The sequence below is a fragment of the Cupriavidus pinatubonensis genome (assembly GCF_019602855.1).
Lineage (GTDB): Bacteria > Pseudomonadota > Gammaproteobacteria > Burkholderiales > Burkholderiaceae > Cupriavidus > Cupriavidus pinatubonensis.
This window is the reverse complement of record NZ_CP080769.1, coordinates 279372-305668: the sequence shown is the minus strand read 5'-3', so window position 1 is coordinate 305668 and position 26297 is coordinate 279372. Positions and strand designations below refer to the sequence as shown.

Genomic DNA, 26297 nt, shown 5'->3' with positions numbered 1-26297 from the left:
GAGGGCAAGATGACTGGTGCGGTGTCAGTCCGGCATCGGCTCGCGGCCGAACGCTTCGAGTTCGCGCACCAGGGACTGCGCGGCCAGTTTGACTAGTGCGCGGCCTTTCTCGCAGGTTGGTAGGCCTGGATCGGAACCAATGCGCCCGTCCGGGAAGCGGGCACGGAAGTCGAGGGCTTCGCGGATCGGCCCGGTCGGGGCAATGGGCGGCGCATAGTCAGCCGACTTGATTGAATCGGGGAAGGCGTACTGCGTGATGGCAATTTCCGAAGGTGTGGCATGCGCGCCGTGGCCGGTCGGGAACTGATCTCGTGCCAGTTCGCCCACGCCTTCGAGCGCGGCAGCATCAGATTGCTCGGTATCTCGAACAGCACGTAGCCGATAAAGAAGATCTCCGCGCCCACGCCATATGCGACATCGGAGAAGCTTGTTGTAGAGAGTGGAGGCGCCGTCTACGGCGCTCTCGCTCGGGATCACCAACATGTCAGTCTCCTGCCTTTATGCGGGTACCGCGTTTAGGCGAATATTGGCAGCCACTATGGCAATCTCCAACAGCAACTATGTCCACACTTCGTTGCCTTACGGGCAACGCATAAGGTATGGTGTGGATCTGTCATTGGCCGGGTGAAGGATGCGACATGCGGGAAATCAATCAGCAGCGGCTACGCTACTTCTGCGAAGTCCTCGAGCAAGGCACTATTCGGGGCGCGGCGGAGAGTCTGGACACATCACCGTCGGTGATCACCCGGCAGATCCGGCTGCTCGAGGACGAACTTGGCTCTACACTGTTCGAGCGAGAGGCACGTGGCGTCAGGCCGACCGAGGCCGCCGCGCATCTGCTCGAGTTCTGGCGCGGCTACCGATCACATCAGGAGAAGCTCGAGGACCAGCTTCATGCGCTCAAGGGCTTGCACCAGGGGCAGGTCCAGCTGGTCCTGAGCGAGGGGTACGTGGATGCACTGGTCAATGAAGTGCTGGCCCCCTTCTGCGCGCAGTACCCGCTGCTCGACATCGGAATGGAGATCCTCGGCGTGGATCAGGTGCTCGACGCCGTGGCCGAGAGTCGCGCGCACATCGGACTTGCCTTCAATCCGCCGCCACATCCGCGCATCGAGTATCTGGCGAGCTCCTCGCAGCCAGTCGGCCTGCTGGTGCGGCGCGACCATCCCCTTGCATTGCGTGGCGGCGCGGCCAGCGTCAAGGACATCCTGTCCTGGCCGCTGGCCATGATGCCGGCGTCATTCGGCGTCGGGCACGCCGCCAAAATGCTCGAATTCGCGGAGAACATCACAATCCGGCCCACGCTGGTCACCAATTCACTGACGGCGCTCAAGCAGTTTGTTGCCTACGAGAACTACATGACGCTGATCGGCGGTGAGTTCGCCGCGTATCGCGAAATCGCTGCAGGAATGCTCACGGTGGTGCCGATCGAGCATCCGCTGTTCAGGGGGACCCAGGCGCGTTTGCTGGTCAGAGCGGGGCGGCCGTTACCGGCGGCGGCGCTCAAGCTGCTCGAACATATCCTGCGGGACATGCCGATGTTTGCACGGGGCGGTCAGTAGCCACCCTACGGCTCGCGCGACACGGGGTAATCTATATGAACGCGTCCCGTTTGCGCTAGGTTTTCGCTTGTTCAGACACTGACAGGATGGGCTGCAGCTCTATATCCGGCCTTCTTGCAGCCGGTAATACCGCTGCTGGCCCCTATGAAATACGCTGACCCGCGCCTCATTCGTCCTTCGAGCTCAAGGCTCGTATTACCCCGCAGGCTTGGCAGGTCCCGGTCCTACCTGACTTGTCATCACACTCGATTACCAACGCAACCTTCGACGTTTCACCCGGTAAGAACGTCAATCTCCAACGTGGTGCTCACCAGTCAAACCGGCTTCACGCTCACGTAATCCTTCTGGTACGACCGGTCATGGGCCAGTACCGCCCATATCATGCGCGCCATTTTGTTGGCCAGCGCAACGACCACCACGTTCGGAGGCCGCCGCTTTTTCATTTGCTCCACCCAGGGACCGGGATCCTTCCCACGCGTCACGACGCTGCGCGCACCGTGGATCAAGAGCGAGCGCAGATAGGTATCTCCTCTCTTGCTGATTCCGTGCAGGTTCACCTTGCCGCCCGATCCGGTCTGCTTCGGCACAAGGCCGGCCCATGCGGCAAACTCACGACCGGACCGGAATGTCTTCGCGTCGCCCATCATCGCGACCGCCGCTGTTGCCGCCAGCAGTCCCACGCCAGGAATCTCGCTGATCGCCTTCACGGCCTTGTCCTCCTTGATCCAGTCGCGCATTCGCCGCTCGATGTCGGCGATCTGTTCGTCCAGCCTTGCAAGCCCGTTCCACTGTTCGCGCAATGTGTCGATCAGCGCCGCGGGTAGGCGCTCCGCAACCCGCGCGAGCACTTCCGGTATCGTCTTATCCAAGGCTGTCCGGCCTTTGCCCATCACTTCGCCGTACTCTGTCAGCAGTCCGCGCAATGCGTTGATCTGCATGGTGCGAAACTTCACCAATTGCTCTCGCATACGGTGCAGTGCCAGCATTGCCTGCTGCACCTCGGTCTTCACCGCAATCGCCTTACTTGGTTGCTGGACTGCCAGCCAAATCGCCCGGGCATCGGCCGCATCATTCTTATTGCGGATGTTGAACGCCTTCACGAACTCTGCCGGCATCAGCCTCACCTGGTGGCCCATCTTCGTCAGTTGCCTTGCCCAATGATGGGCACCGCCGCATGCCTCCATTCCAATCAGACAGGGAGCACGGTTCGCAAAGTGCTCGAGAAACTTGGCCCGCTTGATCGGTTTGTTCACGATCTCGCCCGTCGCTTGGTCGATGTAGTGCACCTGAAACACCGTCTTCGCGATATCCACACCCACGGCCGTACAATTCATTTCTGGATCCTCCGATTGCCGGGAAAGGTGTACATCTTCCCACTTGACCACCTCGATACCGTTAGCCCGTGAGGATCCACCTCAAGATCCTTGATTCCACCGCTCACGGGTGGGACGCGTTCATTTCAATTCGTACTTTTCGTGCATGTATGGACCCGACGCCTTTTGCAAGCTTCTTTTTCATGATGTCGAAACGGTCTGCATGCATGTATCCGGCTTGCCCGAAGGGCGCTTGCCGAAGCACGCCCGCAGCCTCGATGAGATCCGCGCACCCCGTCCTTAGCAAACTCGCGCCGTGCCTGACAACGGCCGCCGGCACGAAAAACAGCCTTTAGGATGCTGGTTCAACCAATTTCGTCATCGCTTTAAGAGCTTCGCAAACCTGCGTGGGTATCGCCTTTCTTGCTAGCCGGCTTTTTGTGCGCGGTTATGCTGCCGCGCTTCGCATCACATAGGTCGCGTCACTGCTGAGCAGCGCCTGGATAAAGTGCGCGTTCCGGGCAGGCGTCGGAGCTGGCGACCTATATCGTCACGAAAGGCGCCCCCGTCGTTCTCGTTGCGCCAGCCAAGTGGGGAACGCGCACCGTGGGCCGCGCGCATATCGCTGTCATGGCCGCGTTGGAACAACGCTCTGTCACGCAGCGTCTCCAGTCACTGCGAGAAGCGCAGTGGCTGACCGCTAAGCAAGGCATTGGACGGGCCTTCTCGGAACTGCCGGAAACCGGCTACGTCACGTCATTTGACGACCGGAGCAACGAGTTCAACGGCTTCGCGGTGCCACCCGGGGGCAGGGCAGTTCGGCCTGGTGGCCTTGCCAAGAAGTGAGTTTTGATTACTTGCCGAGAATGGCCTTGTTGCGGGCGTCAATGATCTCGGCCGTTCGCTCGGTCGCGCCTTCACCGGGTTCCAGACGCACGTCGCGCAAGCCCAGCGTGCGCGGACCCACACGCAGGCTGACCGGCTCGATCGGCTTGCCGGTGCTGTCCTCCACGATGCGGATGGGCTTTCGCGAACTGCACCACTTGTCGCCCCATTGCATTAGCCCAACGATTATTGGATAAAGCCCCTCTCCCTTTTCCGTTAGCCGGTACTCGGTGCGCCGTTCGCTGCCCTCGGCCACCACCTTCACCAGCACACCGTGCTCGATCAGCTTGTTCAATCGCGTGGTTAGCACGTTTCGCGCGATGCCGAGACGGTTCTGGAAGTCGTCAAAGCGGGTCGTACCCATCATGCACTCTCGCACGATGAGCAGGCTCCACCATTCGCCGACCTGCTCCAGTGCGCCGGCCACGGAGCAGTTCATCCCGATGAAAGTTTTGCGATGCATAGACAAAATCGTACTCTAGAAAGTTGCATGATGCAACGTAATGCACTATCGTGAGTTGCATGAAAAAACTTTTATGGGCTGCGACGCCCGCAATCCCCCCAACGGGCGGCCGGATGTGCCGCGAAGGACCCTCACATGGATAAACGTCTTATCGTCCTCGCCAGCGGCATGTTTGCGATCGGCACGGATAGCTTCGTCGTCGCTGGCGTGCTGTCGCAGGTCTCGGGCTCACTCGGCGTATCGGTGGCGCTGGCCGGGCAGATGGTCACGCTGTATGCGATTAGCTACGCGCTGCTGTCGCCGGTGATCGCCGCGGCGGCAGCCCACTGGCCCCGCAAGCGCTTGCTGCTCACAGGCCTCGCCGTGTTTGTGGTGGGCAACGTGGTGACCGCCGTGGCACCGAACATCGAACTCGTGCTGGCCAGCCGGCTGATCGCAGGCCTAGGCGCGGCGATGTTCAGTCCGACCGCGACGGCCACGGGGGCGTCATTGGCGCCGCCCGAGTTGCGGGGGCGCGCGCTCGCCATCGTGATCGGCGGCCTGTCCAGCGCGACGGCCCTGGGCGCGCCACTGGGCACCTTCATCGGCGGCGCGCTGGACTGGCGAGCGACGATGTGGTTCGTGGCCGCCGTCGGCACACTGGCCGGGCTGGGCGTGGCATGGCGCCTGCCGGCGATCCCGACGCCGCCGGCGGTCAGCCTGTCGCGCCGTCTCGCGCCGCTGGCGGATTCTCGAGTATTGCTGACATTGCTGACCACGTGGCTGGTCTATGCGGGCCTCTTCCTCGTCTACACGTACATCGGCCTGAGCTTTGACCGGGCCACCGGCGGCGACTCCCGCGTGCTGGCAGGCCTGCTGCTGCTCTGGGGCGTGGCGGCGACCGCCGGCAACCTTGCCGCCGGACGACTGACCGATCGCTACGGCAGCCGCCGCATCATTAACTTTGCCATCGCCGCGCTGATCATCGACTTCGCGCTGTTGCCGCTGACGTCGGCATCGCTGGTCACTGCCGTCCCGGCGCTCATCGTCTGGGGCATGTGCGGCTGGGGCATTCTGGTCCCGCAGCAGCACCGGCTCATCGGCATCACGCCGACTGCCGCGCCACTGCTGCTGGGGCTGAATTCGGCGGCGATCTACGTTGGCGTATCGATGTCAGGCGTCATCGGCGGCGCGGCCATCACCTTGCTCGACCGCCATGCCCTGGGCTTCGTCGGTGCGGTCTTTCTGGCGGCGGCGGCGTTCGTCGCCGAACAAGCGCGACAGCGGATTGCCCGGCCGGAGGTGCAACCTGCCAGCGTGGGCGCCACAACATCCGGCACGACGCGCTGAATAGGAGCGCCCGACAGGCTCGCGTGGCGCGCCGTCGGATCGAATCACCGATGAATCAACCGATGGATTGGTAGTAGAGCATGGCAGACAGAAAGAACAGCGGGGCCGCCAGGCGGCGGTGGCTCCTGGCAGGTGGGGTACTGGTGGTGACGACCGGCAGTCTGGTTACAACAATGGCGTTGAAGGACACGCGTGCGGCGACGCCGCCGGCGGCAGCCGTGCCCGAGGTCTTCGTCAAGACACTGGCGCCCGAGAACGTGCGCGTATGGGAAAACTTCTCCGGACGCCTCAATGCGGTGGACGAGGCGCTGGTTCGAGCAGAAGTGGGCGGGAAGATCGTCGAAGTCCGCGTGCGCGACGGGCAAACGGTGAAGGCAGGCGATGTGATGTTCGTCATCGACCCTCGTCCTTACGAGGCGGCTGCGGCCCGCGCCCGTGCCGATCTCGCGTCGGCCCGTGCAAGGGCCGAATTCGCGGCCGCCGAGCGCGAGCGCGCCAAGGGCCTGATCGACGCCGAGGCGATCCCGCTAAGCCTGCACGATCAGCGCACCAACGAAGATCGCATGGCCAAGGCAGCCGTGCTGGCGGCCGAAGCCGCGTTGCGCCAGGCCGAGATCAATCTCGACTACGCGTACGTCAAGGCGCCGATTGCCGGCCGCATCAGCCGGGCGGAAGTCACCCTCGGCAACCTTGTCCAGCCCGGCGCCAATGCGCCCGTGCTGACCCGCATCGTGTCGAACGACGGTATCTATGCCGACTTCGATGTCGACGAGCAGGCCTATGTCCAGTCTATCCGCCGCCATGCCGAGATCCCGAGCAAGGAACAGCCCATTCCGGTGACAATGCGCGTGCAGGGTGACACGGCGCGCTTCTACGAGGGCGTGATTTACACGTTCGACAACAAGATCGACACGCGCAGTGGCACGATCCGCGCGCGGGCGAAGTTCGAGAACCGCGACGAAGCGCTCGTCCCCGGCATGTTCGTCTCGATCCGGCTGGCCGGCAGTGGCGACACGTCTGCACTGGTGGTACCGGATGTGGCCGTCGGCAGCGACCAGAGCAAGAAGTTCGTGTACGTGGTGGGCCAGGACAACAAGGTGGCCTATCGGGGAGTCGTGCTCGGCGCGGATCTCGATGGCAGGCATGTGGTCGTGAGCGGCCTCAAGTCCGGCGAGCGCGTGATCGCGCGCGGGGTGCAATTCGTGAAGCCCGAGGCAACGGTCACGCCGAAAGAACTGGCTGAAGACGAAGTGAAGACTGCCGCCGCGACGGCAACGCGCGGGGCGGAGTAGTCGCATGAATTTCTCGAAGTTCTTTGTCGACCGCCCCAACTTCGCGGCGGTCATCTCGCTACTCATCTTTCTTGCCGGTGTACTTGCCATTCCGAAGCTGCCGATTTCCGAGTATCCGGAAGTCGTGCCGCCGTCTGTGGTCGTGCGCGCGCAATTCCCTGGCGCCAACCCAAAGGTCATCGCCGAAACCGTGGCCACGCCGCTGGAGGAGCAGATTAACGGCGTCGAGAACATGCTGTACATGTCTTCGCAGGCAGCCAGCGACGGCGTGCTGACGCTGACGGTTACGTTCAAGCTTGGCACGGACCCCGATCTCGCCACGCAGTTGGTGCAGAACCGCGTCAACGACGCGCTCCCGCGTCTGCCCGAGGTGACCCGGCAACTCGGCGTCAGCACGGTCAAGAGTTCGCCGGACCTGACGATGGTTGTCCATCTCATCTCGCCCTCGGACCGATATGACAATCTCTACCTGCGCAACTACGCGCTGCTGAACGTCAAGGACGAACTGTCGAAGATTTCCGGCATCGGCCAAATCAAGCTCTACGGCTCCGGCAACTATGCGATGCGCATCTGGCTAAATCCGCAGAAGCTCGCCGAGCGCAACATGAATCCCGACGAGGTAGTCGCCGCGATCCGCAAGCAGAACGTCCAGGTGGCGGCTGGCGTGGTAGGCGGGCCGCCGTACAAGGACAACGTCCAGATCCAGTTGCCCGTCAACGTGCAGGGCCGCCTGGCCGACGTGGACCAGTTCGAGAACATCATCGTCAAGCGCGAAGGAGGCGTGGTCACTTACCTCAGGGATGTGGCACGGGTCGAAATGGGCGCAAGCGAGTACGCGCTGCGAGCGCTGCTCGACAACAAGCAGGCGCTGGCGTTGGTGATCTTCCAGACTCCGGGCGCGAACGCGATCGAGATTTCGAACAACGTCCGCGCCAAGATGGCCGAACTGAACAAGCACTTCCCCGATGGCCTGGAGTACCGAATTGCCTATGATCCGACCACGTTCGTGCGCGATTCGATCAAGGCGGTCATTCATACGCTGCTCGAAGCCATCGTGCTGGTGGTGCTGGTGGTGATCGTCTTCCTGCAGACCTGGCGCGCAGCCATCATTCCGCTGCTGGCTGTGCCAGTATCGGTGATCGGCACGTTTGCGGTGATGCTTGGCTTTGGCTTCTCGATCAATGCGTTGTCGCTGTTCGGGTTGGTGCTGGCAATCGGCATCGTCGTCGATGACGCGATCGTCGTGGTAGAGAACGTTGAGCGGAACATTGCCACTGGGCTGCAGCCACGCGAGGCCACTATCAAGGCGATGAAGGAAGTGACGGGCCCGATCATCGCCATCGCGCTGGTGCTTTGCGCTGTCTTCGTGCCCATCGCATTCATCAGCGGCCTCACGGGACAGTTCTATCGCCAGTTCGCGCTGACCATTGCGATCTCGACAGTGATCTCGGCGTTCAATTCGCTGACGCTGTCGCCGGCGCTGGCCGCCTTGCTGTTGCGCTCGCACGACGCGCCTAAGGACGGGCTGACGCGCCTGATGGACCGCTGGCTCGGTGGCTTCTTCATCCGCTTCAACCGCGTGTTCAGCCGCGGAGGGGAGTCATACGGCGGCGGCGTGAAGCGGGCGCTGAAGCACAAGCGTAGGTCCATGGTGTTCTACGCCGCGCTGCTGGCGGCCACGGTGCTTGGCTTCGTCCGGGTGCCGGACGGCTTCGTGCCGATCCAGGACAAGGGCTACCTGGTTAGCCTGATCCGATTGCCGGAAGGCGCGACGCTGGACCGCACGGAAGCCGTGGTACGGCAGATGGCCGACGTGGCATCAACGGCGTCGGGCGTGCGTACCGCTGTGCAGTTGCCGGGGCTATCGCTGAACGGGTTCATCAACAGCCCGTCCTCCGGCGTGATGTTCGTCGGCGAAAAGTCGTTCGAGGAACTACACAAGCAGAGGACGGTGGGGCCGGCGATAGCGGCGAGCCTGCAGAAGCAGTTCTCATCGCTCCGCGATGCCTTCATCGCCGTGTTCCCGCCGCCGCCCGTGCAGGGGCTCGGCAACACCGGAGGCTTCATGCTGCAGATCGAGGATCGCGGCGACGCCGGCTACCTGGCGCTGAGCAAGGTGGTGAACACAGTGCTGGAAAAGGCGCGCAAGGCGCCAGAACTGGCGGGTGTGTACACCAACTACAACGTCTCCACGCCGCAGCTCTATGCAGACGTGGACCGTACTCGGGCAGCGCAGCTCGGCGTGGATGTGGATGATGTGTTCAAGACCATGCAGATCTACCTTGGCTCGCTCTACGTGAACGACTTCAACAAGTTCGGCCGCACGTACCAGGTAATCGCGCAGGGTGACAAGGAGTTCCGCTCGAAGCGCGATGACATCCTCGGCCTGAAGGTACGCAACGTCGAGGGCAAGATGGTACCGCTTGGGGCTGTGGTGACGCTTAGCGACACCAGCGGCCCAGACAACGCGTCTCGCTACAACGCCTACCGCTCCGCCGATATCAACGGGCGTCCGGCGCCCGGCTACTCGACCGGACAGGCGCAGGCGGCCATCACGCGCATCCTGAACGACACGCTGCCGGGCAACATGGCCTTTGAATGGACCGAGCTGGCCTACCAGCAGATCCTGGCGGGCAACACCGCACTGATCGTGTTCCCGATCTGCATTCTGCTGGTGTTTCTTGTGCTGACCGCACAGTACGAAAGTCCCTTTGTGCCGGTGGCCATTATCCTGATCGTGCCGATGTCTCTGTTCTCGGCCATCGCGGGGGTTTGGCTGACCGGCGGAGAGAATAACCTCTTCACGCAGATAGGGTTCTTCGTGCTGATAGGACTGGCCTGCAAGAACGCGATCCTGATATGCGAGTTTGCCCGCGAGTTGGAGACGCAAGGCAAGGGCACTTTGACGGCGGCCATCGAGGCTGCGCACCTGCGCCTGCGGCCGATCCTGATGACGTCGATTGCTTTCATCATGGGGGTGCTTCCCCTGGTGCTGTCGCACGGTGCCGGCGCCGAGATGCGCCACGCGATGGGCGTGGCCGTGTTCTTCGGCATGATCGGCGTCACGTTCTTTGGGCTGTTCCTGACGCCGGTCTTCTATGTCCTGCTCCGAAGTCTCGAAAAGCGCATCACGCGGAAGGAAAGGGTGCAGCAGCATGTTGAAGCTTGAACGACTGGCTGCCTCGGCGCTTGCAGCCGCTGCGGCCGTCGTAGCCGGCTGCACGAGCCCGGTGGGGCCGCAAAGCTCCGGTGTCGACGTCGCGCCGCGCTGGCAGACGCTGGCGCCATCGCAGGCGAGCGCCAACCTGCTCGTCAGCCACGACGACGCGCAGGTCGATCAGCAATGGTGGTCACATTTCCACGACCCCGCGTTGGACGCGCTGATCCGCGAGGCGATCGCCGGCAACAAGTCGCTGGCGATTGCGCAGGCACGGGTGGTAGAGGGACGGGCGGCACGGTTGCAGGCGCAATCGGCGCTGGCGCCGGAGGTGAATGCCGTGGCGAGCAGCGAGCGCGGAAATCGCGGCCTGTTGACCAACGACAAGTCGGTTACGGTGAACCAGGCGGCGCTATCCGCGGTATGGGAGCTGGACCTGTTTGGCCGTAATCAGGCACGCACGGCACAGGCGACGGCGATCCTCCAATCGACCGAGGCCAGTGAGCAGGCCGTGCGCGTGGCGCTGCTGGCCGAGGTGGCTCGCACGTACTTCGAGTTGCGCAACCTTGACCGGCAGATCGCACTGACGACCAGCAACCTGGAGACGCAACGCAGGACGCTGAAGCTGGTGCAAGCCCAGCAGCGCGGCGCGCTGGTGAGCAACTTTGACGTGCAGCGAGCGGCCGCGCAGGCCTCCGCGACCGAGGCGCGCGTGCCTTCGCTCCGGGCGGCGCGGGACGCTGCGGCCAACCGGCTGTCGACGCTGCTCGGTCGGTCGCCGGGCAATCTGCACGAGATGGCCGCCGCGCCGCAGCCGTCGCTCGATGGGCGCATCGTCGTCTCCGCACCGGCCGCCGTGATTGCCACGCGGCCCGATGTGCGGGTGGCGGAGCGCCGCTTCGCCGCATCGATCTCCGCACGCAAGGCAGCGGTCGCGGAACTGTTCCCGAACATTTCGCTGACCGCGCTGTTCGGCGTGCAGAACGCCACGCCGTTCTCATCGACTCCGTGGGGAATCGGAGTCGGGCTGGTGCAGCCCGTGCTGAACTTCGGCCGCATCCGCGCGCAAATCGATTCGGCCAACGCGCGCCAGGCGCAAGCCTTCCTGGCTTACCAGCAGACCGTGCTCGATGCACTGGAGGATATGGAAAGCGCGATGTCTGCCTATCTGAACGAGCAGTCGCGCAATACGTCGCTCGCAGCGGGCGTGGCCCAGAACCAGCGTGCGGCCGAACTGGCGCGAGCGCAGTACCGTTTCGGTTATGTGGGCTTGTTGGACGTGCTGGTGGCCGAACGCGACCTGCTCGACGCGGAGTCGCTGCAGGCCACATCGGATGCAAGCCTGCGGACGGACCTCGTGCGAATTTTCGCTGCCGCGGGCGGTGGTTGGGAGGTTGAAGAGCATGCCCGCTAAGCTCGATGCGCTAGCGGTCACCCTCCCTGGCGCACGGTACAAGACTTGGAAGTAACGCGAAATCCAACGACCGGTCGAGGTGGGCAGACGGTCGTTCGGCGTACGGTCCTTGGATGACGGGCCCTCTGGCCGGTGGCGGGCGGGCACGTCGCCCCCGGCTCTCGCGGGTGAATTGCACAATGCCTTCACGGACGATGAATGATGAATTCGAATAGCCGGAGGGCGCGCGACGCGGGGTGGCGCCGAACTGGCGTACGGGCCGGGCGGCTGGGCACGCGGCGACGAGGGCCGTCGTCGTCGGACGCATGCTCGGCGGGAGGCTCGGATCGCCAGCCGGCGTCCACCCTGTCGCTCGTGTCCTGGCCACAGCCCGCGCCCACCGCGCGCACCGGAGCTCGGCCTTGGGTTGAACGGACGGTCTCCAGTCGGGCACCCACAGACGGTCGCGTTCGACCGACCCCCGCGTTGAGCTCAGGGCCGGTGTGCGAGAAACGCCGCGGCCAAAAGCGGTACTCGCTCAGGTAGCGACAACACAATGCGGAGACGAGATTGTCCAAAGAGCTACTGGTCCTGCTGGTAATAAAGATACCGGCAACATCAGCGCTGGCCGGCGAGGCTACATAGAAGTTTGGAACCTGCAGGAGGTGCGCCGTTCAGCCGCGAAACCCCCAAAGCCATCGGCACACAAGCCGAAGAAAAGTCGTGTGGGTCCTCTTGCAACCGGCCGGTTACTTTAGGCCTTGAGCAACTTTAGAATCTGAGGCATGTGAAACAGGACTCGCAACGTGGGCGTCAGGTAAAGAACGCTTTTGGAGGAGTTGCGCACCGATTCCTGAGAGGAGACCCAGCAGCATGCCGGCGCTCAAGTCCACAGCCACATGCTGTCGAACCTGGATGACCGTATAAAGGATGGCCAGACCCCACACAAAACCAGCAAGTGTGACCAAAAAGTTCTTCGTTTTCGACAACGCCCACGCGCACAATACGGTCAAGGCGGCATGCAGAGAGGGCAGGCAGTTGCAACGACTGTCCCATTTTTGCATCCAGACTAGGAACTGCGCACTGACACTTTTGTCAACTATAGTTGGGTAGTGTAGCGTCGTGGGCCACAGCAAAAATATGGTTCCTGCAACCACCCCGCTGGCCTGCAGGGCACGAGTCAGCCAACGCAGGGTAGGTGTATCAACGACCAGGTAGGTCAGTGGAACCAGAATAAAGAATGACAGGTATATCCATACACCTGCTGGATTGAACGGAATAGCCCTGTCCAGGAATGTTTCCGGCAGCACCGTTTGAGACGATGGGGTGAAAGTACACAGCAGGATGTACAGTAATCCAACGGGCCCCCAGCCCCGCAGCTGCTGCATCAAGCGACTGCGCAGGTCCATCATGTCATCTCCTTTGCTCAAACAATATGTCGGCATTTTGTTGAGGTAATCTTTTCGTCCTCAAGGAAGTACACCGAGTAATTTGAATGCTTGATCTACGAGAGCCCTCACATACCACACAGCGAGGAAACTCCTGATCCATCAATTAACCGGTGCAGCTCTTCGGGGTCATCGTACTTTCCATGCAAAAAACGGCGTTAGCAGACTAAAGAGCCGCCCGGAGCAAAGTTTCTCGGGGCAATGAATCTCCCACCAACCGAACATTCGTAAGTCCTTGATAGGCACGAGCTTCTCGGGGCATACCGCCAGAAACTCCACGGAAAGTACGATGCCCCCAGCTTGCTTCAACCGAAACACGCGCAATGGGACCTTCAGCCGTGCCGTGCCGACGCGTCGACACGCCGTCTTTCCTATGCGTTTACCGCGCGCTCCTCGAACACTGCCTGTCAAACATGCGCGGTGGAAGAGCTGGCCGAAACCATTCAATCGTATGAAACAGAAGTCGGCTCCCAGCATCGTTGTTTTCACGGTGCCGTCCTTGGATGCCCACTGGTGATCATTCGTGTAAGAGAGGAGTCCAAGGGAAACGAGATGTTCAATGTAGACATACAACAGGCTAGGCTGTTGAAGCCCTTCTGGCCGAACGAAGAGCGTCTTCAACAATTGTTTGCTGGATCGGTGAGGTCAGCGGTCACGTGCAGTGACTAGCATGACGCTCGCCGAGCTTGGCTGCTAATCTCGGCTTGAGGCGTGCAGTGGACCGATTCGATTACCGCCGCACAAATTCTTGACTTACGCGACCTGGAGCTGCGGAGCGACAAAGCACTGCCTGCACCAGCACCATGGCTGCCCATTCAATCGTCGTTCGCGGCGTTTCGGGCCGCCGTGAAAGTCTGTTGCCTCGATTCGTCTTGCCCACTAGCCTCGCTTAGTAGTGCGAGTACTGAGCGCAGAGCATCTTCTTCGATGAGCCCTTCGTCGCATGCAAAGCATCTCTGGACCCTCAGCACGGCAGTTCGCTCGTCGCAAAGAGAATCTATTTCAAGAACGACTGCAGACATCTCTGCCTTTCCGCAATTTGTGCACAGCATGGGGTAGTTAAGGTCCGCTCGAACACCTCTCAGCATTGGAGGCCAATGTCAATCACTTCTCGGGTGGTCGTTGGAATCCGAAGCAATCGTCTGCGACTCGCCGAAGACAATGAACCTGGCTTTGCCGGAATGTTTTGCCGAGTAAAGGGCGGTGTCCGCTTTCAGGAGGAGTTCATTTCGAGTGTTGTTGTCGCGGGGGTTTTTGAGCGCCGCGCCAACGCTGGTGCTGCATGCGATCTGGTGGCCATTGAGAATGAAGGTTTCGCAGGTCGCCGATAGGATTGCCTGGGCGACGCGCAGCACCTCATCCGACGTCAAGACGTCCGCCAAAATCACAGCAAACTCATCGCCGCCTACCCGGGCAACGGCGCAAGTTTCGCCAGCACAGGACTCCAGGCGAGTCGCGACGACGTTCAGAAGCTTATCCCCAACGGGGTGACCATAAGTGTCATTTACAAGCTTGAAGTTATCAATGTCGACAAGGAGCAACGCCATTATTTTTGAGTCTTCCTCGCTTTGTACCATCGCTGACTCCAGGCGTCGGTCAAAGCCCTTCCGATTGAGCAGGCCGGTTAAATAATCTGACATGGTCGTCTGCTCAAGGCTGCGCATCTTCTGACGCTCTGCGGTGATATCTCGGGCAAAGACATGCACGCCAACCACCTTGTCGGCCGTCGCGCTCCAGGCGGGTTGATAAGTGACATCAAAGCAAACAGGATGGTTCTCGTAGAGATGCTCAGCCTCAAACTTAACCAGTTCGCCTGACAGCGCGAGCCGCAGGGGCGGCCCTATCACTTTTGCATAAACGGCGGCGCCCCACAGATGCAAGGGCGTCAGTCCGATGATTTCATCGGCAGATACCCCGAATCGCTGTTCATACGCGTGGTTGACGAACACGTAGCGTTCGTCCAAGTCAAGGTAGGCAACCAGGTCCGGTATGTGATTGGCTATGGCATGAATACGTGCCTCCCGTTCCTCTGCCAACTTCCTTGCAGCCAGCAGAAAACTCGTGCGTTCGGCAAGCTGGCCCATAACTCTCGAAAACGTCCTGGCTAAGGAGCCGATTTCGTCCTGTCTTGAGGTCGGAAGTGAAGCGCACCTCGACAAGTCCGTCGCACTTTCCTGCACGGCACGTTCCAGGCTCTCCAATGGAGCCACCAGGCGTCTGGCTACCCGCCACATCAGCAAGCCAGAAATAGCCAACGCTGCGCCCACGGCAGTGAGAATCCTGAGCCTGGCACGGGTGATGGGTGAGTAGGCTTCTCTTGCCGGGAGTGCGGCAACCAGTTCCCACCCTGCTGTTTCAAGCCCGTGTCGAGCAACGATGGGTCGCGTGGGCCAAGCGAATTCCCATATGGAGCGTGCGGTATCGGTTCCGCATGACTCATCTTCAGAGCTGGCTGGCTGGAGCACTTTTGCCAGCCCGTGTCGAGCAACGATGGGTCGCGTGGGCCAAGCGAATTCCCATATGGAGCGTGCGGTATCGGTTCCGCATGACTCATCTTCAGAGCTGGCTGGCTGGAGCACTTTTGCCGGATCAACGTGCACGACGTAGCGAGGGGAACGCCCCGACGAGACAAGGCAATAGGTTCCTGTTGTGCCGATACGGCTGCGCGACAGTGCCAAGAGGAAGTCTTCGCGGCGGAGGTCCAGCCTCCCGACAAGAACCGCCCGTACGCGTCCGTCAACCGAGCGCACCGGTATGGCCATGGCGACGCCTGGCCCGCCAGTTACCTTGGTCATCACGGGTTCGGCAATGACAACAGACGCGCCGCGCAGGGCGTCCCGAAAGTAGTGTCGGCCCGAGACATCAGGGCCCTCGTCTCTCGTCCCAGTCTCGAATGCCCGCTTACCGTCCGGCCAAGCAAGAAATACCCCATCGAACGACTCAGGAGTTGGAGCGGCCATCTCAGCAATTCGCTTCAGTTCCGCTGGGCCGTGGTCCAACAGCGGGGCAAGATGGTCGGCAAGCCGGCGTAGGATGACAGCACGTACTTCGAACTTGTCGTCGAGTTGCTCGGCGACCAGTCTGACCTGTGCGTCCTGCTGGGCCTGCAACGAATCCTCTAGGTTTGCGAAGACGTAATGACGTGCAACCAGTATCAGCAGAACCGCGAGGAGAAGAACCACAACGACGGTTGAGGCGACTACCCGGGATTTTAGCGACCAGCGGACCATGCCCTAAACCCTTGCTCTTCTACACTGGCTCATCGCATCTACGCATCCGGCTGCCTGCGTGCGGACTCCGACGTAGCAGGAACGTACGAACGACCATTCATCCGTTCACCCGAATGGGGCATCGAAGGCTCAATGTTAGCCGAATTCCGTATGGCGCATGCGCCTATTCGCCCTGGGGTCAAGAAAGACGTAGCTTCCCGGCAGCCACCACAGATCGCTGGCAGTCGCAATGAGCTGGACGTTCATGCGGCTACCGACTTGCCGACGCTGCCTTCACGGCAAGCTCGACAATGACAAACAGGTGATAGTCACCAAGCGTCGGGAATGTGGCAAAGGGACCACGATGTTTCGCTGCCTGCTTTTCGCTCAATCAGCCACCGGCCGCGGATCGACGCTTTTGCGGCGCGGCTTGCCTCGACACCCTAGTCACCATTGGCCTCACCGTCAGGCCGTGTCGGTCACCACGCGGATCGGGATCACGTTGCGGCCGCCGCAGTTGCGCAACAGGTCTCGCAAGTCGTTGATGACCGGGAATACCTCGTGGTTCCAGTCGGCACCTTGCTTGTCGTGGGCTTCTTGCTCGCGCTCGACGATCCAGCGGTCCTCCTTGAAGATGCGTTCTGTGAACCAGATCAGAAGGGGCCATGCCAAGTCCAGTGCAAAGGGGATGCCGGGCCTGCGGATGGAAAGCAGGCCAAACGTCCGGTTGGTGCGCTGCGCCGCATCCAAGGGCACATATCCACAGGTCCATCACCAACGTACCGTCGCCCGAGCGGATCTTCAGGGTCTGGTGCGGATAGGTGGTGCGGATCGTCATCACATCCTTGTCATCCTGGTCGCCGTTTTTCTTGGTGGCGCCAAACACCAGCGCTTCTCCCACAGGCTGCTTGCCTTCAGTGCGCGAACGTGTAGTCCACTTCCACCCAGTCCTCGCCGCGACGGCGGCCCAGCGAGCGCGCACGCATCTGCCCCATCTGCCGCCTGTGCAGGAACTGGTGGTTCATGTCCATCAGGTTTTCGTGCATGAAAGAGTAGTGGCACTTGACCTCGCGGCCAAAGCGGCGCGTCTTGTACGCCTTGTCTTCCGCCGATGGCAGGGCAGGCAGCGGCCGCTCTTTGGCAAGCGCCACATCGCCCGGAAAGACAAAGATCAGCCCGTGCGCCTCGTGGCAGGGGTAGGCACGCACGCCGTTGGGCAGGCGCTCGCGCCCGAGGTATGGCACATCGACGCAACGGCCGGTGCAGTCATAGGCCCAGCCGTGATAGCCGCAACGGATGAACTCGCCTTCCACCACGCCCGCGTGTAGCGGCACCTGCCGGTGTGCGCAACGATCTTCCAGTGCGAATATCGTACCGGACTCGGTACGCACCAGCACGATCGGATCGCCGGCAAATTGCACCCCGAGGGCTTTGCCCCGCCTGACCTCGCTCGACCAGGCCAGTGGATACCAGTGATCGGGATGGATGGGTACACGGCGCAGGTCGCGCACGGGCGCGCTGGCGGGCGGCGGATCGATGGCACTGCTATCCAGCAAAGGCACTCCATGCATGCGTGACGCCTCCTTGCATAACGAGACCTTCGACGGTCGCCACAAGCGCAAGCATTAGCGAACGGGGATCTGGCGCAGTCTACGCGAAGTCCGGTGAACTCACCGAATGGGCGTGCCTGATATCGGGACATCGCCGCCGAGGCCAACCAGGCGATCTGGCAGGCCGCCAACGAAGCGGCCAGCGCCGAACTGGCCGCGGCGCGCAGCGAGGCACGCGACGTCGCGGTGGCGCAGGCCGAGGTCCGCGCCCCGGCTCGAAGTCCAGGCCGCGGCACTCTCAGACCGGCTTGCGGCCGCCGAACAGGCCCAAGGCCGGCACGCGCTTGAGCTGGAGCGGGTGAATGCCGAGCTGGCTTCGGCGCAGCTACGCGCCGAGTCCGAGGCGGCGCTTGCGCGTCAGCTGCTAGCAGAATGCGCGGGGCGCTGCACGAGCAGGACGGCAGCGGTCGACGGCGGGGCAAGGCCCGCCTGGCGCCAGCAGGGAACGAGGCCGTGCCCCCACAGCAGGCTTCAGGCACAAAGCTGGGTATCAGGGAGCGGAAGATTTCAGCTAAATCAGAGGCTGCCCAGGATGTGGCGGCTTTTGCGAATCCCGGCCGGGCCCTCGAATCAAGGCAGCGGAAAAACTCATTGGAGCGCCACGATGCTAGCCAAAGGAAAGCGGTGCTTCGTAAGGGCCGCGCCCATTGCAAACTCTTGTTCGCGATGTAACGCGTGGCTGGCGCTCGGCGCGCACAGATTCCATACTGGTTTTGGTTGCCCTTCGCTGGTATGCGGCGCGGCTTGACCAAAGGAGGCAAGGGCAAGTATGAAAACGTCAGGCTTGCTTCTCGCTATTGCGATTGCGGGGGTCACGCCGCACACCGGCGCGTTGGGATGCCAATATGACATGCAGTGCAAAGGCGAGCGGATTTGTGAGAACACCCAGTGCGTCTTTCCCCCAATGGAGGCCCCGAACACAGGGCGGGCCTCCATGGCTCCAGTTCCCTCAGCCCCGAAGACGGATCCAATATCTAAGCCACCTCGTGGCGTTTCCCCACCAAAGAAGATTGTCACTCCACCTGCGCGGCCGACTACCCCTCTCTCAACAACGAGCAATGTAACGGCCGAGGGACAACCCGCGAAGGCTGCAGTGGGAATCAAGAAAGGCGCGGGGCACGAACAGGCACCCATGGCTTCGCCAGCGATCACAGGCGGACCGGCTGTCCCGCCGGAGTTCCGCTATTGCTGCACTAAGATCGGAGAGTTTCCTCTCGACGAGGAATCGGACGCCGAGGGCGAGACCTGTCACGGGATAACCACTGATGGAGCGTCCCTGCCCGGAAAGCCCTGCAACTGAAAGCGGCCCGAACGAGCCGTATCGGCTCAAAGACCACCCATGATCTGTTCTTGTGGATCGATGGCGCCCAGCGCCTTGACGACCTTAAACCGGCTGTCTATCGCCTGGGCGATGTACATATTCATACGGACGTGATGCTGCCCGGGCACCATCTCCGCCGGGCCACCGGGGCCTTGCTCGATCCTAGCGTGGTCGAGCGCCGCGATCACCCTGTCTTGGTCGACGGTGCCCGCTTCATGAACCGCAGCCTCCCAGAGCTTCATGCCGCGGTAGAGGCCGGTGCAAGCGCTGCCGGCAGTGAACTGCGCGCCGCCGGGGAACAGCTTGTTGTAGCGGGCCAGCAGATCGCGGCTGAACGGATCGTCGACCTCCTGGTAATAGTCCAGGCAGCCGTAGAGACCATCGACCTTCTCGGCCGGCACCAGATTGAGGAAATTCTCATCGAAGTAGGTGCAGACGAGCTTGCCGCCACGCTTCTGAAAGCCGGAATCGTAGAGTTCCTCAAAGAATGGCGTGAGGCCAGGCGGAACAACCGTATTGAAAACGACGTCAGCACCGCTGGCCGCGATCTTTCTCACCGTCTCGCGATAGTCCATGTGATCGAGAGGGTGGTACTCCTCCCCGACGATCTTGCCACCGTTCGCATTGACCAGGTCACGCACTTTTCTGTTCATCACATGTGGCCAGATGTAGTCGGCCGACGGCAGGTAGAACGTCGTCGCCCCAGTCGTTTGCATCAGCCAGGGAATGAAGGGCTCGAGCTGCTGAGCCGGCACCGGGCCAGTACAGAAGACTAGGGGGTCCGCCTCCTGACCTTCGTACTGCTCGGGGTAGATGTACAGCTTGCCGCTCTTCCTGACCGGACCTTTGATGGCTTGCCGCGTCGAGCTGTAGATCCCCCCGAACAGCACGTCGACCCGATCGACCTCGATTAGCTTGGTGGCCTTCTCTATTGCCACGCTATCTGTCGTCGCGCCGTCCTCGAGGCACAGCACGATCTCCCGGCCGAGCAGGCCGCCGCTCGCATTGATGTCGTCGACCACCATCCTCGCCACATTGGCATCGGCGATCCCCATGAAGGAAAGCGGGCCGGTCTGCTCGGCGATGACGCCGATCTTTATGGCGAATTGAGTCATGGCGTCCTCCTCGTCTCCTGTCGGTGGGCGATTGCTTGGGCGGGGGCGACCGCCGTGAAACCTGATGACACCGGCATGATCCGAACGAGTATAGGTCTCTTGAAGTATCCCAGCGCCGCTGTGTTCGACTTGATGCTAGCAAACACAGGCAATTACGGCGGAATTGTCCTCATAACCTCCGATGGCTTGACACATGCTCGATTCGAATTAACCTGGAATCGCCGCTGTCGCCATATCCAACACTCTTGCACGGATCTGCCATGGCAAACTCACTTTCTGTCGTCAAGGCCGCTTTCGATGCGTTTGGGCGAGGCGATGTTCCGGCTTCTTGATCCGGTTTGCGACGAGGTGGACTGGAAGTCGCTGGGTCCCGCCGCCATCCCCTACGCCGGACGGCGCAACACCAAGGAGGAGTTGCTCGATTCTTTGCCGAAGTGGCGCAAGCATGACGACATGCAGATGTTCGAGCCACGCGAATTCATCGAAGCAGGTGACCACGTTACCGCGCTCGGCATCGAGAGATTCATGTCCCGGCCAGACGGGCGATTGGTCGAGACCGAGTGGATTCACGTCTTCACGGTCATTGACGGCAAAGTCGTCCGCTGGCGTGGCTGTTACGAGACCGCCGCGTGATTTGTTTAGATACCGCGAGGGCGCCAGTTAAGCGTGCCAACCAGTCTTCCGACGAGAGGTCCATGACTGACTCAAACTGGCCAGAGGACCGATGACGTAGCTAGGGGGCAGTTCGGTTGGCACAGACGCGAAGCCCAAGGCGCCCACTGTTCTGACCCAGCCATAAAACGAAAAAACCCCTCGCACAAGACGAGGGGTTAAGGCCAGGCCAAGGGAGACCCCTCGGCGGCTTGGCGCCAGCATGGGACCTCCACAAAATAGTACACCGGGCCAACCGGCGGTCACGGTGCCTGGCACGTGGTAACTCACCGGCCAGCCTGCTTCGATGAGGGCTTGAGGCAGACGATGATGTGGATCCCATCTGCGAGCGCGTACTTATGCGCGTGTACGAAGCAATACCGGAGTTTCACTATAGGTCGGACCGGTATTGCTGCAGTGCCAAAGATCAAGGCAGCAACCGCTGCGGTCCTTTTCAGGCTGTCTGCGCATCGCCGTGGCATGAGACACACGGCGCCCGCACCAGGGTAGAGCCCAGCTAACGGACTTGCACCAGCTCCGTGCCAATCTTCGGCATAAATGCCCGGGAAACGGACAAACACCTTCTACGCGCTCGGGCACGGAAGATGCATAACCCAAGATCAGCAGGCCAACGGCGGCCTCTACTGTCCCTGATCATCGGCAACGCGGGGACCGAAATTGTGGACAACGGCGTCCCGCCCGGGCAACAGCATACGGCTGATGCCCGGATGCGGACGCCTTTTTTCTTTTTGTTCTGCCCCTAACGTTCGAAGGAATGCCCGATGGCTTATCTAGCCCCTGCTGAGTTTGTCGCCAAGATGGTCGATGCCGGCGAATCCAAGCTCCTGATGTCCACCCGGGATACCCTTATCCGAGCCTATATGGCTGGCGCAATCCTGGCGTTGTCCGCCGCGTTCGCAGTCAGTGTCAACGTCAATACCGGCAACCCTCTGATCGGTTCATTGTTGTTCCCGGTCGGGTTCTGCATGCTCTATCTGCTGGGCTTCGACCTGTTGACCGGTGTCTTTACGCTGGCTCCGCTCGCTGTACTCGACAAGCGGCCAGGCGCCACGTGGGGTGGCGTGATGCGCAACTGGGCACTGGTGTTCTGCGGCAATTTCGCGGGCGCACTCACTGTGGCGCTGTTCATGGCCATCATCTTCACGTTCGGCTTTAGCGAGGCCCCGAACCTGATCGGCCAGAAAATCGGAGGTATCGGCGAAAGCCGCACGGTTGGCTACGCTGCCCACGGCGCCGCAGGCATGATTACGCTCTTCATCCGCGCCGTCATGTGTAACTGGATGGTCTCCACAGGAGTCGTCGCGGCGATGATGTCAACTTCAGTTTCCGGCAAGGTCATTGCCATGTGGATGCCCATACTAGTTTTCTTTTATATGGGGTTCGAACACTCTGTCGTAAATATGTTCCTCTTTCCCTCGGGCCTGATGCTCGGCGGCAAGTTTACGCTGATGGACTACCTGCTTTGGAATGAACTTCCGACGGTGCTGGGCAACGTCGTAGGTGGCTTGACGTTCGTCGGTGCAACGCTGTACTCGACTCACTACAAGACTGCGCCCAAGCGCGTCCTGGCTTGATATGAGGGCCTTGCGCCTTTCGATCGGCCAGCATTCGGAAGCGGGGCGCAAGCGCATCAACCAGGACTTCCATGGCGCGATGCTCCCTAACGCACCGCGACTTGGCACCAAGGGCATCGCCGTCGCGCTGGCCGATGGCATCGGCAGCAGCGCGGTCAGCCACGTGGCCAGCGCTGCGGCTGTCCGCACCTTCCTCGACGACTATTATTGCACTGCGGAGTCGTGGACTGTGCGCCGCGCGGCACAATGTGTGCTGGCGGCAATCAATTCGTGGCTGCACGCGCAGACCCAGCGCAGCGATGCGCGTTTCGACCGGGACCGCGGCTACGTCTGCACCTTCAGTGCCCTCATCTTCAAGGGGCGCGAGGTACACCTATTTCATATCGGCGACTCGCGCATCTACCGGCTGCATTCACAAGCGTGGGAACAACTCACGGAAGACCATCGTATCCGTGTGTCCTCAGTCGAGTCTTACCTGGGGCGTGCGCTAGGCGTGGGCCCCACTGTTGAGATTGACTATCGCTGTTGGCGCGCTGAAGTTGGCGAGGTTTATCTCCTTGCCTCAGATGGCGCCTATGAGCATCTTGATGGCGCAACCGTGCGCCAGGCCTTGGACGCACACCCCGATGACCTTGATGCCGCCTCGGGGGTGCTGGTGGCCACTGCGTTGGCGCGAGGCAGCAACGATAATGTTACTGTCCAGTTGGTTCGCGTGGATGATTTGCCGGATATCGATGCCCGCGACATTCATCGTCAACGCGGGCACCTGACACTGCCCCCGCTGCTGCAACCGCGCATGCACTTTGATGGCTATCACATCGTGCGCGAACTCCATGCGAGTTCACGCAGCCATGTGTACTTGGCAGTGGATCAGCACAATGGCCGACATGTCGCGCTGAAAACGCCTTCCATCGATCTGCGCGATGATCCGGACTATCTTGACGGCTTTCTAATGGAGGAATGGGTAGCCCGCAGGATCGATAACGCGCATGTGCTCAAGCCCCATGCAATCGATCGTCCACGACAGTATTTGCACGTAGCCATGGAATATGTTGACGGTCATACGCTGCGGCAATGGATGATAGACCATCCCACTCCCGACCTCGACACGGTACGTCAGATCATCGAACAGGTCGCCAAAGGGCTGCAAGCCTTTCATCGTCGTGAAATGCTGCACCGAGACTTGCGGCCTGAGAACGTGATGATAGACCGCACCGGGACCGTGAAAATCATCGACTTCGCGGCAGTGCATGTGGCCGGCCTGGCCGAAGGCACAAGCAGCCGACACGCGCAAGCGTTGGTGGGTTCCTTGCAATATACCGCCCCGGAGTACTTTCTGGGGCACCGCGGCTGCACCGCGTCGGATCTATTCTCGCTGGCCGTAATCACCTATCAGATGCTAACCGGGCATTTGCCCTATGGTCTGCAGGTGACACGCCTACGCACCGAGAGTGATCTACGACGCCTGCGATATGTCGCAGCGCGCGAGCGGCGGCCTGAACTGCCCCCTTGGATCGACGCGGTGTTGCGCAGGGCGTTGCACCCCTGCGCGAGGAAGCGGCAGGAGGCGGTCTCCGAGTTCATCCAGGACCTGCGCACCCCGGGGGGTCAATATGAGAATCACCGTCGGACCGCGCTCCTGGAGCGCAACCCGGTTGTCTTCTGGCAGTCAGTCACGGCGTTGCTCGCACTCTGCGTAATGTTGCTGCTTGGCCTGCGGCTCACTGGCCATTGAGAGCGGAAAGGGATCCCGCTTCCAGTGGAAGAGACTTGGGGTGGCGCCGACTTCATCAAACGTATCGTTGCTATCCCGACAGATCGATCGGAGGGATATAGGTTTTGGACGAAAAAGGAGATGCAGATTCCGATGTATCGTCCCGGCGCGTGCTCCACGCCTGATTCGGCTATTCCCATTCTGATGTCAAGATTCGCGTTGGTGAGCCGTCAATCGATTGGTGGCGATAACAAATCAGTCCGCCCGGAAGAGCTTCCGGTTCAGTTTCCGGACTGTGCGCCCACACGGTACTCTCATGGCCAATGTCGACGGGTCAAAAGGAGTCTTCACTCAGTATTTATTCCACAGGCAAGGCATGACATCTCTCCTCAAAAACATCAAGATCGGGCCCCGCCTCACACTTGGCTTTGTCAGCGTCGTGCTGCTGATGCTTGTAATCGTCGGTCTGGCGACCAACAACTTCAACCGCGTTAGCGAAGCACTCAACAATCTTCTTCAGAATGAATGGGTAAAGGCCGATGCGGCCGCCACGATAAACGCCAGGGTTGCGGCCAATGCGCGGCGAACCATGGAACTCTTCTTTGCTACGGATGACAAGGAAGTCACTCATATCCGTAACGAGATCGAAGACAACAAGAGGGCTATTTCTGGCGCCCTGAAATCCCTAGACGAACTGGTGGTGCTCCCGGAAGGTAAGGCCTCGCTAGCCAAGGTGAAAGATGCTCGCATCGCCTATGTGAAATCGTTCTCGCAGGTCGACAGGCTGTTAGCGGAAAATCAGCGTGATGAAGCGCTCAGGGTACTGAAATCTGAGACGCTGCCGATGCTCGATAGCTTACAAAGCCATGTCGAGACCCTCGCAGAGCTCCAAACGAAGCTGGCGCGTGAGCGCGGCGCGGAAGTCGAAGGCGGCATTCAAACGGCCTCCCGTTCCATTCTCTGTTGTGGATTGGGTGCCCTCGTTGTTGGGCTGCTTTTTGCTCGCTGGATGACCAAGTCGATAACTCGGCCGCTCTACCATGCTGTCGAGGTCGCCCAGAGTGTTGCCGCAGGCGACCTGGCTTCGTCAATTCGGGTGGAGTCGCGCGACGAGCTCGGCCACCTTCTAAAGGCCATGCAAACCATGCAGGTCAACCTGGAAGGCATTGTCGCGGATGTTCGCGGGGGAGCAGAAGCGGTGCTGTCCGCGTCGATGCAGATTGCCCAAGGCAACCTCGACCTTTCGTCGCGCACGGAGCAGCAAGCCAGCTCATTGGAGGAAACAGCCGCCTCGATGGAGGAACTGACCTCCACTGTCCGGCAGAACGCGGACAACGCGCTCCAGGCTAGTCAGCTGGCGGTGTCGGCTTCCGAATTCGCGGCGAAAGGTGGCGAAGTGGTATCGCAAGTGGTGCAGACGATGGGATCGATCAACGAATCTTCCAGGAAGATCGAAGATATCATCGGTGTGATCGAGAGCATTGCATTTCAAACCAATATATTGGCGCTAAATGCCGCGGTGGAGGCAGCGCGCGCCGGAGAGCAGGGTCGGGGATTTGCTGTCGTGGCCGGCGAGGTGCGCATACTGGCCCAACGATCCGCGGCAGCGGCTAAGGAGATTAAGTCGCTGATTGACCACTCAGTAGAAACGGTTAGCCAGGGCAGCAGTTTGGTCCACCAGGCTGGTAGCACCATGGCCGAGATAGTGGAAAGCACGAAGCGCGTGACTGACATCATGGGCGAAATCACGGCCGCTACTCACGAGCAAAGTTCAGGAATCTCACAAGTGACTCAAGCGATCACGCAAATCGACGAGGTGACGCAGCAGAACGCCGCCCTAGTTGAGGAGGCTTCGGCAGCAGCGCAGTCGATGCAAGAACAAGCAGGGGGTCTCGCGCGAGCGGTAAGCGTGTTCAAACTGGGTAAGGCGTCTCGAGCGCCGATCACCAAGACTCGAGCGCCCGCAGTTATGAATGCAGCGACAACGACTCGAGAAGCTAACGTGCCTGGGGCAAAAGCTCGATAAACCGCTGCCGGCGCAACCATGGAGATGAACGCCGTTCCGCTTAGTGGTGCGATAGCTACGGACGGGTGGGAACAGTTCTGACGCGACTGCCGCCTGGTGCGAGTAGCGCCACCCATTCACGCACGCCGCTTCGCCCTCGCCCCGGTCATTTGCGACCACAGCAGCAATGCCAGGTTCACTGGCAAGGCCAGCGCCGATTGCCTGCCGCAGCCCC

15 protein-coding genes and 2 pseudogenes are annotated in these 26297 nt (G+C 61.1%); 9 read left to right on the top strand and 8 right to left on the bottom strand.

What is annotated here, in order from left to right:
- Positions 1 to 24: 24 nt before the first annotated feature.
- Positions 25 to 336, bottom strand: a pseudogene (locus tag K2O51_RS33220) (creatininase family protein); the annotation flags it as partial.
- Positions 337 to 638: 302 nt separating this feature from the next.
- Between K2O51_RS33220 and K2O51_RS33210 the strand changes: the two are divergent.
- Positions 639 to 1562, top strand: coding sequence for a LysR family transcriptional regulator (locus K2O51_RS33210; protein WP_220632258.1), 924 nt, complete (start codon positions 639 to 641; stop codon positions 1560 to 1562).
- Between the two features lie 314 nt (positions 1563 to 1876).
- Here K2O51_RS33210 and K2O51_RS33205 read toward each other — a convergent pair whose 3' ends face one another.
- Positions 1877 to 2896 carry an IS110 family RNA-guided transposase gene (locus K2O51_RS33205; RefSeq protein WP_220632257.1) on the bottom strand — a complete coding sequence of 340 codons (1020 nt, stop codon included), beginning with the start codon at positions 2894 to 2896 and terminating at the stop codon, positions 1877 to 1879.
- Positions 2897 to 3728: 832 nt separating this feature from the next.
- Positions 3729 to 4223: a winged helix-turn-helix transcriptional regulator gene (locus K2O51_RS33200; protein WP_245002037.1), complete on the bottom strand. Its 495-nt coding sequence runs from the start codon at positions 4221 to 4223 to the stop codon at positions 3729 to 3731.
- Positions 4224 to 4358: 135 nt separating this feature from the next.
- Between K2O51_RS33200 and K2O51_RS33195 the strand changes: the two genes are divergently transcribed.
- From K2O51_RS33195 to K2O51_RS33180, 4 genes are all read left to right on the top strand, one after another.
- A complete protein-coding gene (locus K2O51_RS33195; RefSeq protein ID WP_220632256.1) occupies positions 4359 to 5552 on the top strand; it encodes an MFS transporter in 1194 nt (397 codons plus the stop codon).
- 173 nt (positions 5553 to 5725) lie between these two features.
- Positions 5726 to 6844, top strand: a complete 1119-nt coding sequence (locus K2O51_RS33190; protein ID WP_220632255.1) for an efflux RND transporter periplasmic adaptor subunit — start codon at positions 5726 to 5728, stop codon at positions 6842 to 6844.
- A gap of 4 nt (positions 6845 to 6848) precedes the next feature.
- Entirely contained in the window at positions 6849 to 10013 is a 3165-nt protein-coding gene (locus K2O51_RS33185; RefSeq protein ID WP_220632254.1) for an efflux RND transporter permease subunit, read from the top strand.
- Positions 10000 to 11415 (top strand): efflux transporter outer membrane subunit, encoded by a 1416-nt coding sequence (locus K2O51_RS33180; RefSeq protein ID WP_220632253.1) that lies wholly within the window; start codon positions 10000 to 10002, stop codon positions 11413 to 11415. The genes K2O51_RS33185 and K2O51_RS33180 overlap by 14 nt, the downstream gene beginning before the upstream one ends.
- Before the next feature lie 728 nt (positions 11416 to 12143).
- Here the strand turns inward: K2O51_RS33180 and K2O51_RS33175 are convergent.
- The 5 genes and pseudogenes from K2O51_RS33175 to K2O51_RS33155 all read right to left on the bottom strand — a co-directional run bounded on the left by K2O51_RS33175 (position 12144) and on the right by K2O51_RS33155 (position 20097).
- Positions 12144 to 12806: a phosphatase PAP2 family protein gene (locus K2O51_RS33175; RefSeq protein WP_220632252.1), complete on the bottom strand. Its 663-nt coding sequence runs from the start codon at positions 12804 to 12806 to the stop codon at positions 12144 to 12146.
- Between the two features lie 165 nt (positions 12807 to 12971).
- Complete coding sequence (locus tag K2O51_RS33170; RefSeq protein WP_220632251.1) at positions 12972 to 13463, bottom strand: hypothetical protein; 492 nt, start codon at positions 13461 to 13463, stop codon at positions 12972 to 12974.
- Between the two features lie 479 nt (positions 13464 to 13942).
- The gene (locus K2O51_RS35405) at positions 13943 to 16072 is read right to left on the bottom strand and encodes a diguanylate cyclase domain-containing protein (RefSeq protein WP_245002036.1); all 2130 of its coding nucleotides are present in this window, start codon (positions 16070 to 16072) and stop codon (positions 13943 to 13945) included.
- Between the two features lie 444 nt (positions 16073 to 16516).
- Positions 16517 to 17622, bottom strand: a pseudogene (locus K2O51_RS33160) (Rieske 2Fe-2S domain-containing protein).
- Between the two features lie 1365 nt (positions 17623 to 18987).
- Complete coding sequence (locus K2O51_RS33155) at positions 18988 to 20097, bottom strand: substrate-binding protein (RefSeq protein WP_220632250.1); 1110 nt, start codon at positions 20095 to 20097, stop codon at positions 18988 to 18990.
- Between the two features lie 297 nt (positions 20098 to 20394).
- Between K2O51_RS33155 and K2O51_RS33150 the strand changes: the two genes are divergently transcribed.
- The 4 genes from K2O51_RS33150 to K2O51_RS33135 all read left to right on the top strand — a co-directional run bounded on the left by K2O51_RS33150 (position 20395) and on the right by K2O51_RS33135 (position 26083).
- A complete protein-coding gene (locus K2O51_RS33150; protein WP_245002035.1) occupies positions 20395 to 20730 on the top strand; it encodes a nuclear transport factor 2 family protein in 336 nt (111 codons plus the stop codon).
- 800 nt (positions 20731 to 21530) lie between these two features.
- On the top strand, positions 21531 to 22343 hold the full coding sequence (locus K2O51_RS33145) for a formate/nitrite transporter family protein (protein WP_220632249.1): 813 nt from the start codon (positions 21531 to 21533) through the stop codon (positions 22341 to 22343).
- Position 22344: 1 nt separating this feature from the next.
- Positions 22345 to 24078: a bifunctional protein-serine/threonine kinase/phosphatase gene (locus K2O51_RS33140; RefSeq protein ID WP_220632248.1), complete on the top strand. Its 1734-nt coding sequence runs from the start codon at positions 22345 to 22347 to the stop codon at positions 24076 to 24078.
- 295 nt (positions 24079 to 24373) lie between these two features.
- Positions 24374 to 26083 carry a methyl-accepting chemotaxis protein gene (locus K2O51_RS33135; RefSeq protein ID WP_280640426.1) on the top strand — a complete coding sequence of 570 codons (1710 nt, stop codon included), beginning with the start codon at positions 24374 to 24376 and terminating at the stop codon, positions 26081 to 26083.
- Positions 26084 to 26297: the final 214 nt, after the last annotated feature.

Bases quoted from the DNA above. Each gene is read 5' to 3' on its own strand.
- K2O51_RS33185 (WP_220632254.1), top strand. From the start codon at position 6,849: ATGAATTTCTCGAAGTTCTTTGTCGACCGCCCCAACTTCGCGGCGGTC.
- K2O51_RS33140 (WP_220632248.1), top strand. From the start codon at position 22,345: ATGAGGGCCTTGCGCCTTTCGATCGGCCAGCATTCGGAAGCGGGGCGC.
- K2O51_RS33155 (WP_220632250.1), bottom strand. From the start codon at position 20,097: ATGACTCAATTCGCCATAAAGATCGGCGTCATCGCCGAGCAGACCGGC.
- K2O51_RS33205 (WP_220632257.1), bottom strand. From the start codon at position 2,896: ATGAATTGTACGGCCGTGGGTGTGGATATCGCGAAGACGGTGTTTCAG.
- K2O51_RS33135 (WP_280640426.1), top strand. From the start codon at position 24,374: ATGGCCAATGTCGACGGGTCAAAAGGAGTCTTCACTCAGTATTTATTC.
- K2O51_RS35405 (WP_245002036.1), bottom strand. From the start codon at position 16,072: ATGGTCCGCTGGTCGCTAAAATCCCGGGTAGTCGCCTCAACCGTCGTT.
- K2O51_RS33200 (WP_245002037.1), bottom strand. From the start codon at position 4,223: ATGCATCGCAAAACTTTCATCGGGATGAACTGCTCCGTGGCCGGCGCA.
- K2O51_RS33175 (WP_220632252.1), bottom strand. From the start codon at position 12,806: ATGATGGACCTGCGCAGTCGCTTGATGCAGCAGCTGCGGGGCTGGGGG.
- K2O51_RS33195 (WP_220632256.1), top strand. From the start codon at position 4,359: ATGGATAAACGTCTTATCGTCCTCGCCAGCGGCATGTTTGCGATCGGC.
- K2O51_RS33180 (WP_220632253.1), top strand. From the start codon at position 10,000: ATGTTGAAGCTTGAACGACTGGCTGCCTCGGCGCTTGCAGCCGCTGCG.
- K2O51_RS33150 (WP_245002035.1), top strand. From the start codon at position 20,395: ATGCGTTTGGGCGAGGCGATGTTCCGGCTTCTTGATCCGGTTTGCGAC.
- K2O51_RS33145 (WP_220632249.1), top strand. From the start codon at position 21,531: ATGGCTTATCTAGCCCCTGCTGAGTTTGTCGCCAAGATGGTCGATGCC.
- K2O51_RS33210 (WP_220632258.1), top strand. From the start codon at position 639: ATGCGGGAAATCAATCAGCAGCGGCTACGCTACTTCTGCGAAGTCCTC.
- K2O51_RS33190 (WP_220632255.1), top strand. From the start codon at position 5,726: ATGGCGTTGAAGGACACGCGTGCGGCGACGCCGCCGGCGGCAGCCGTG.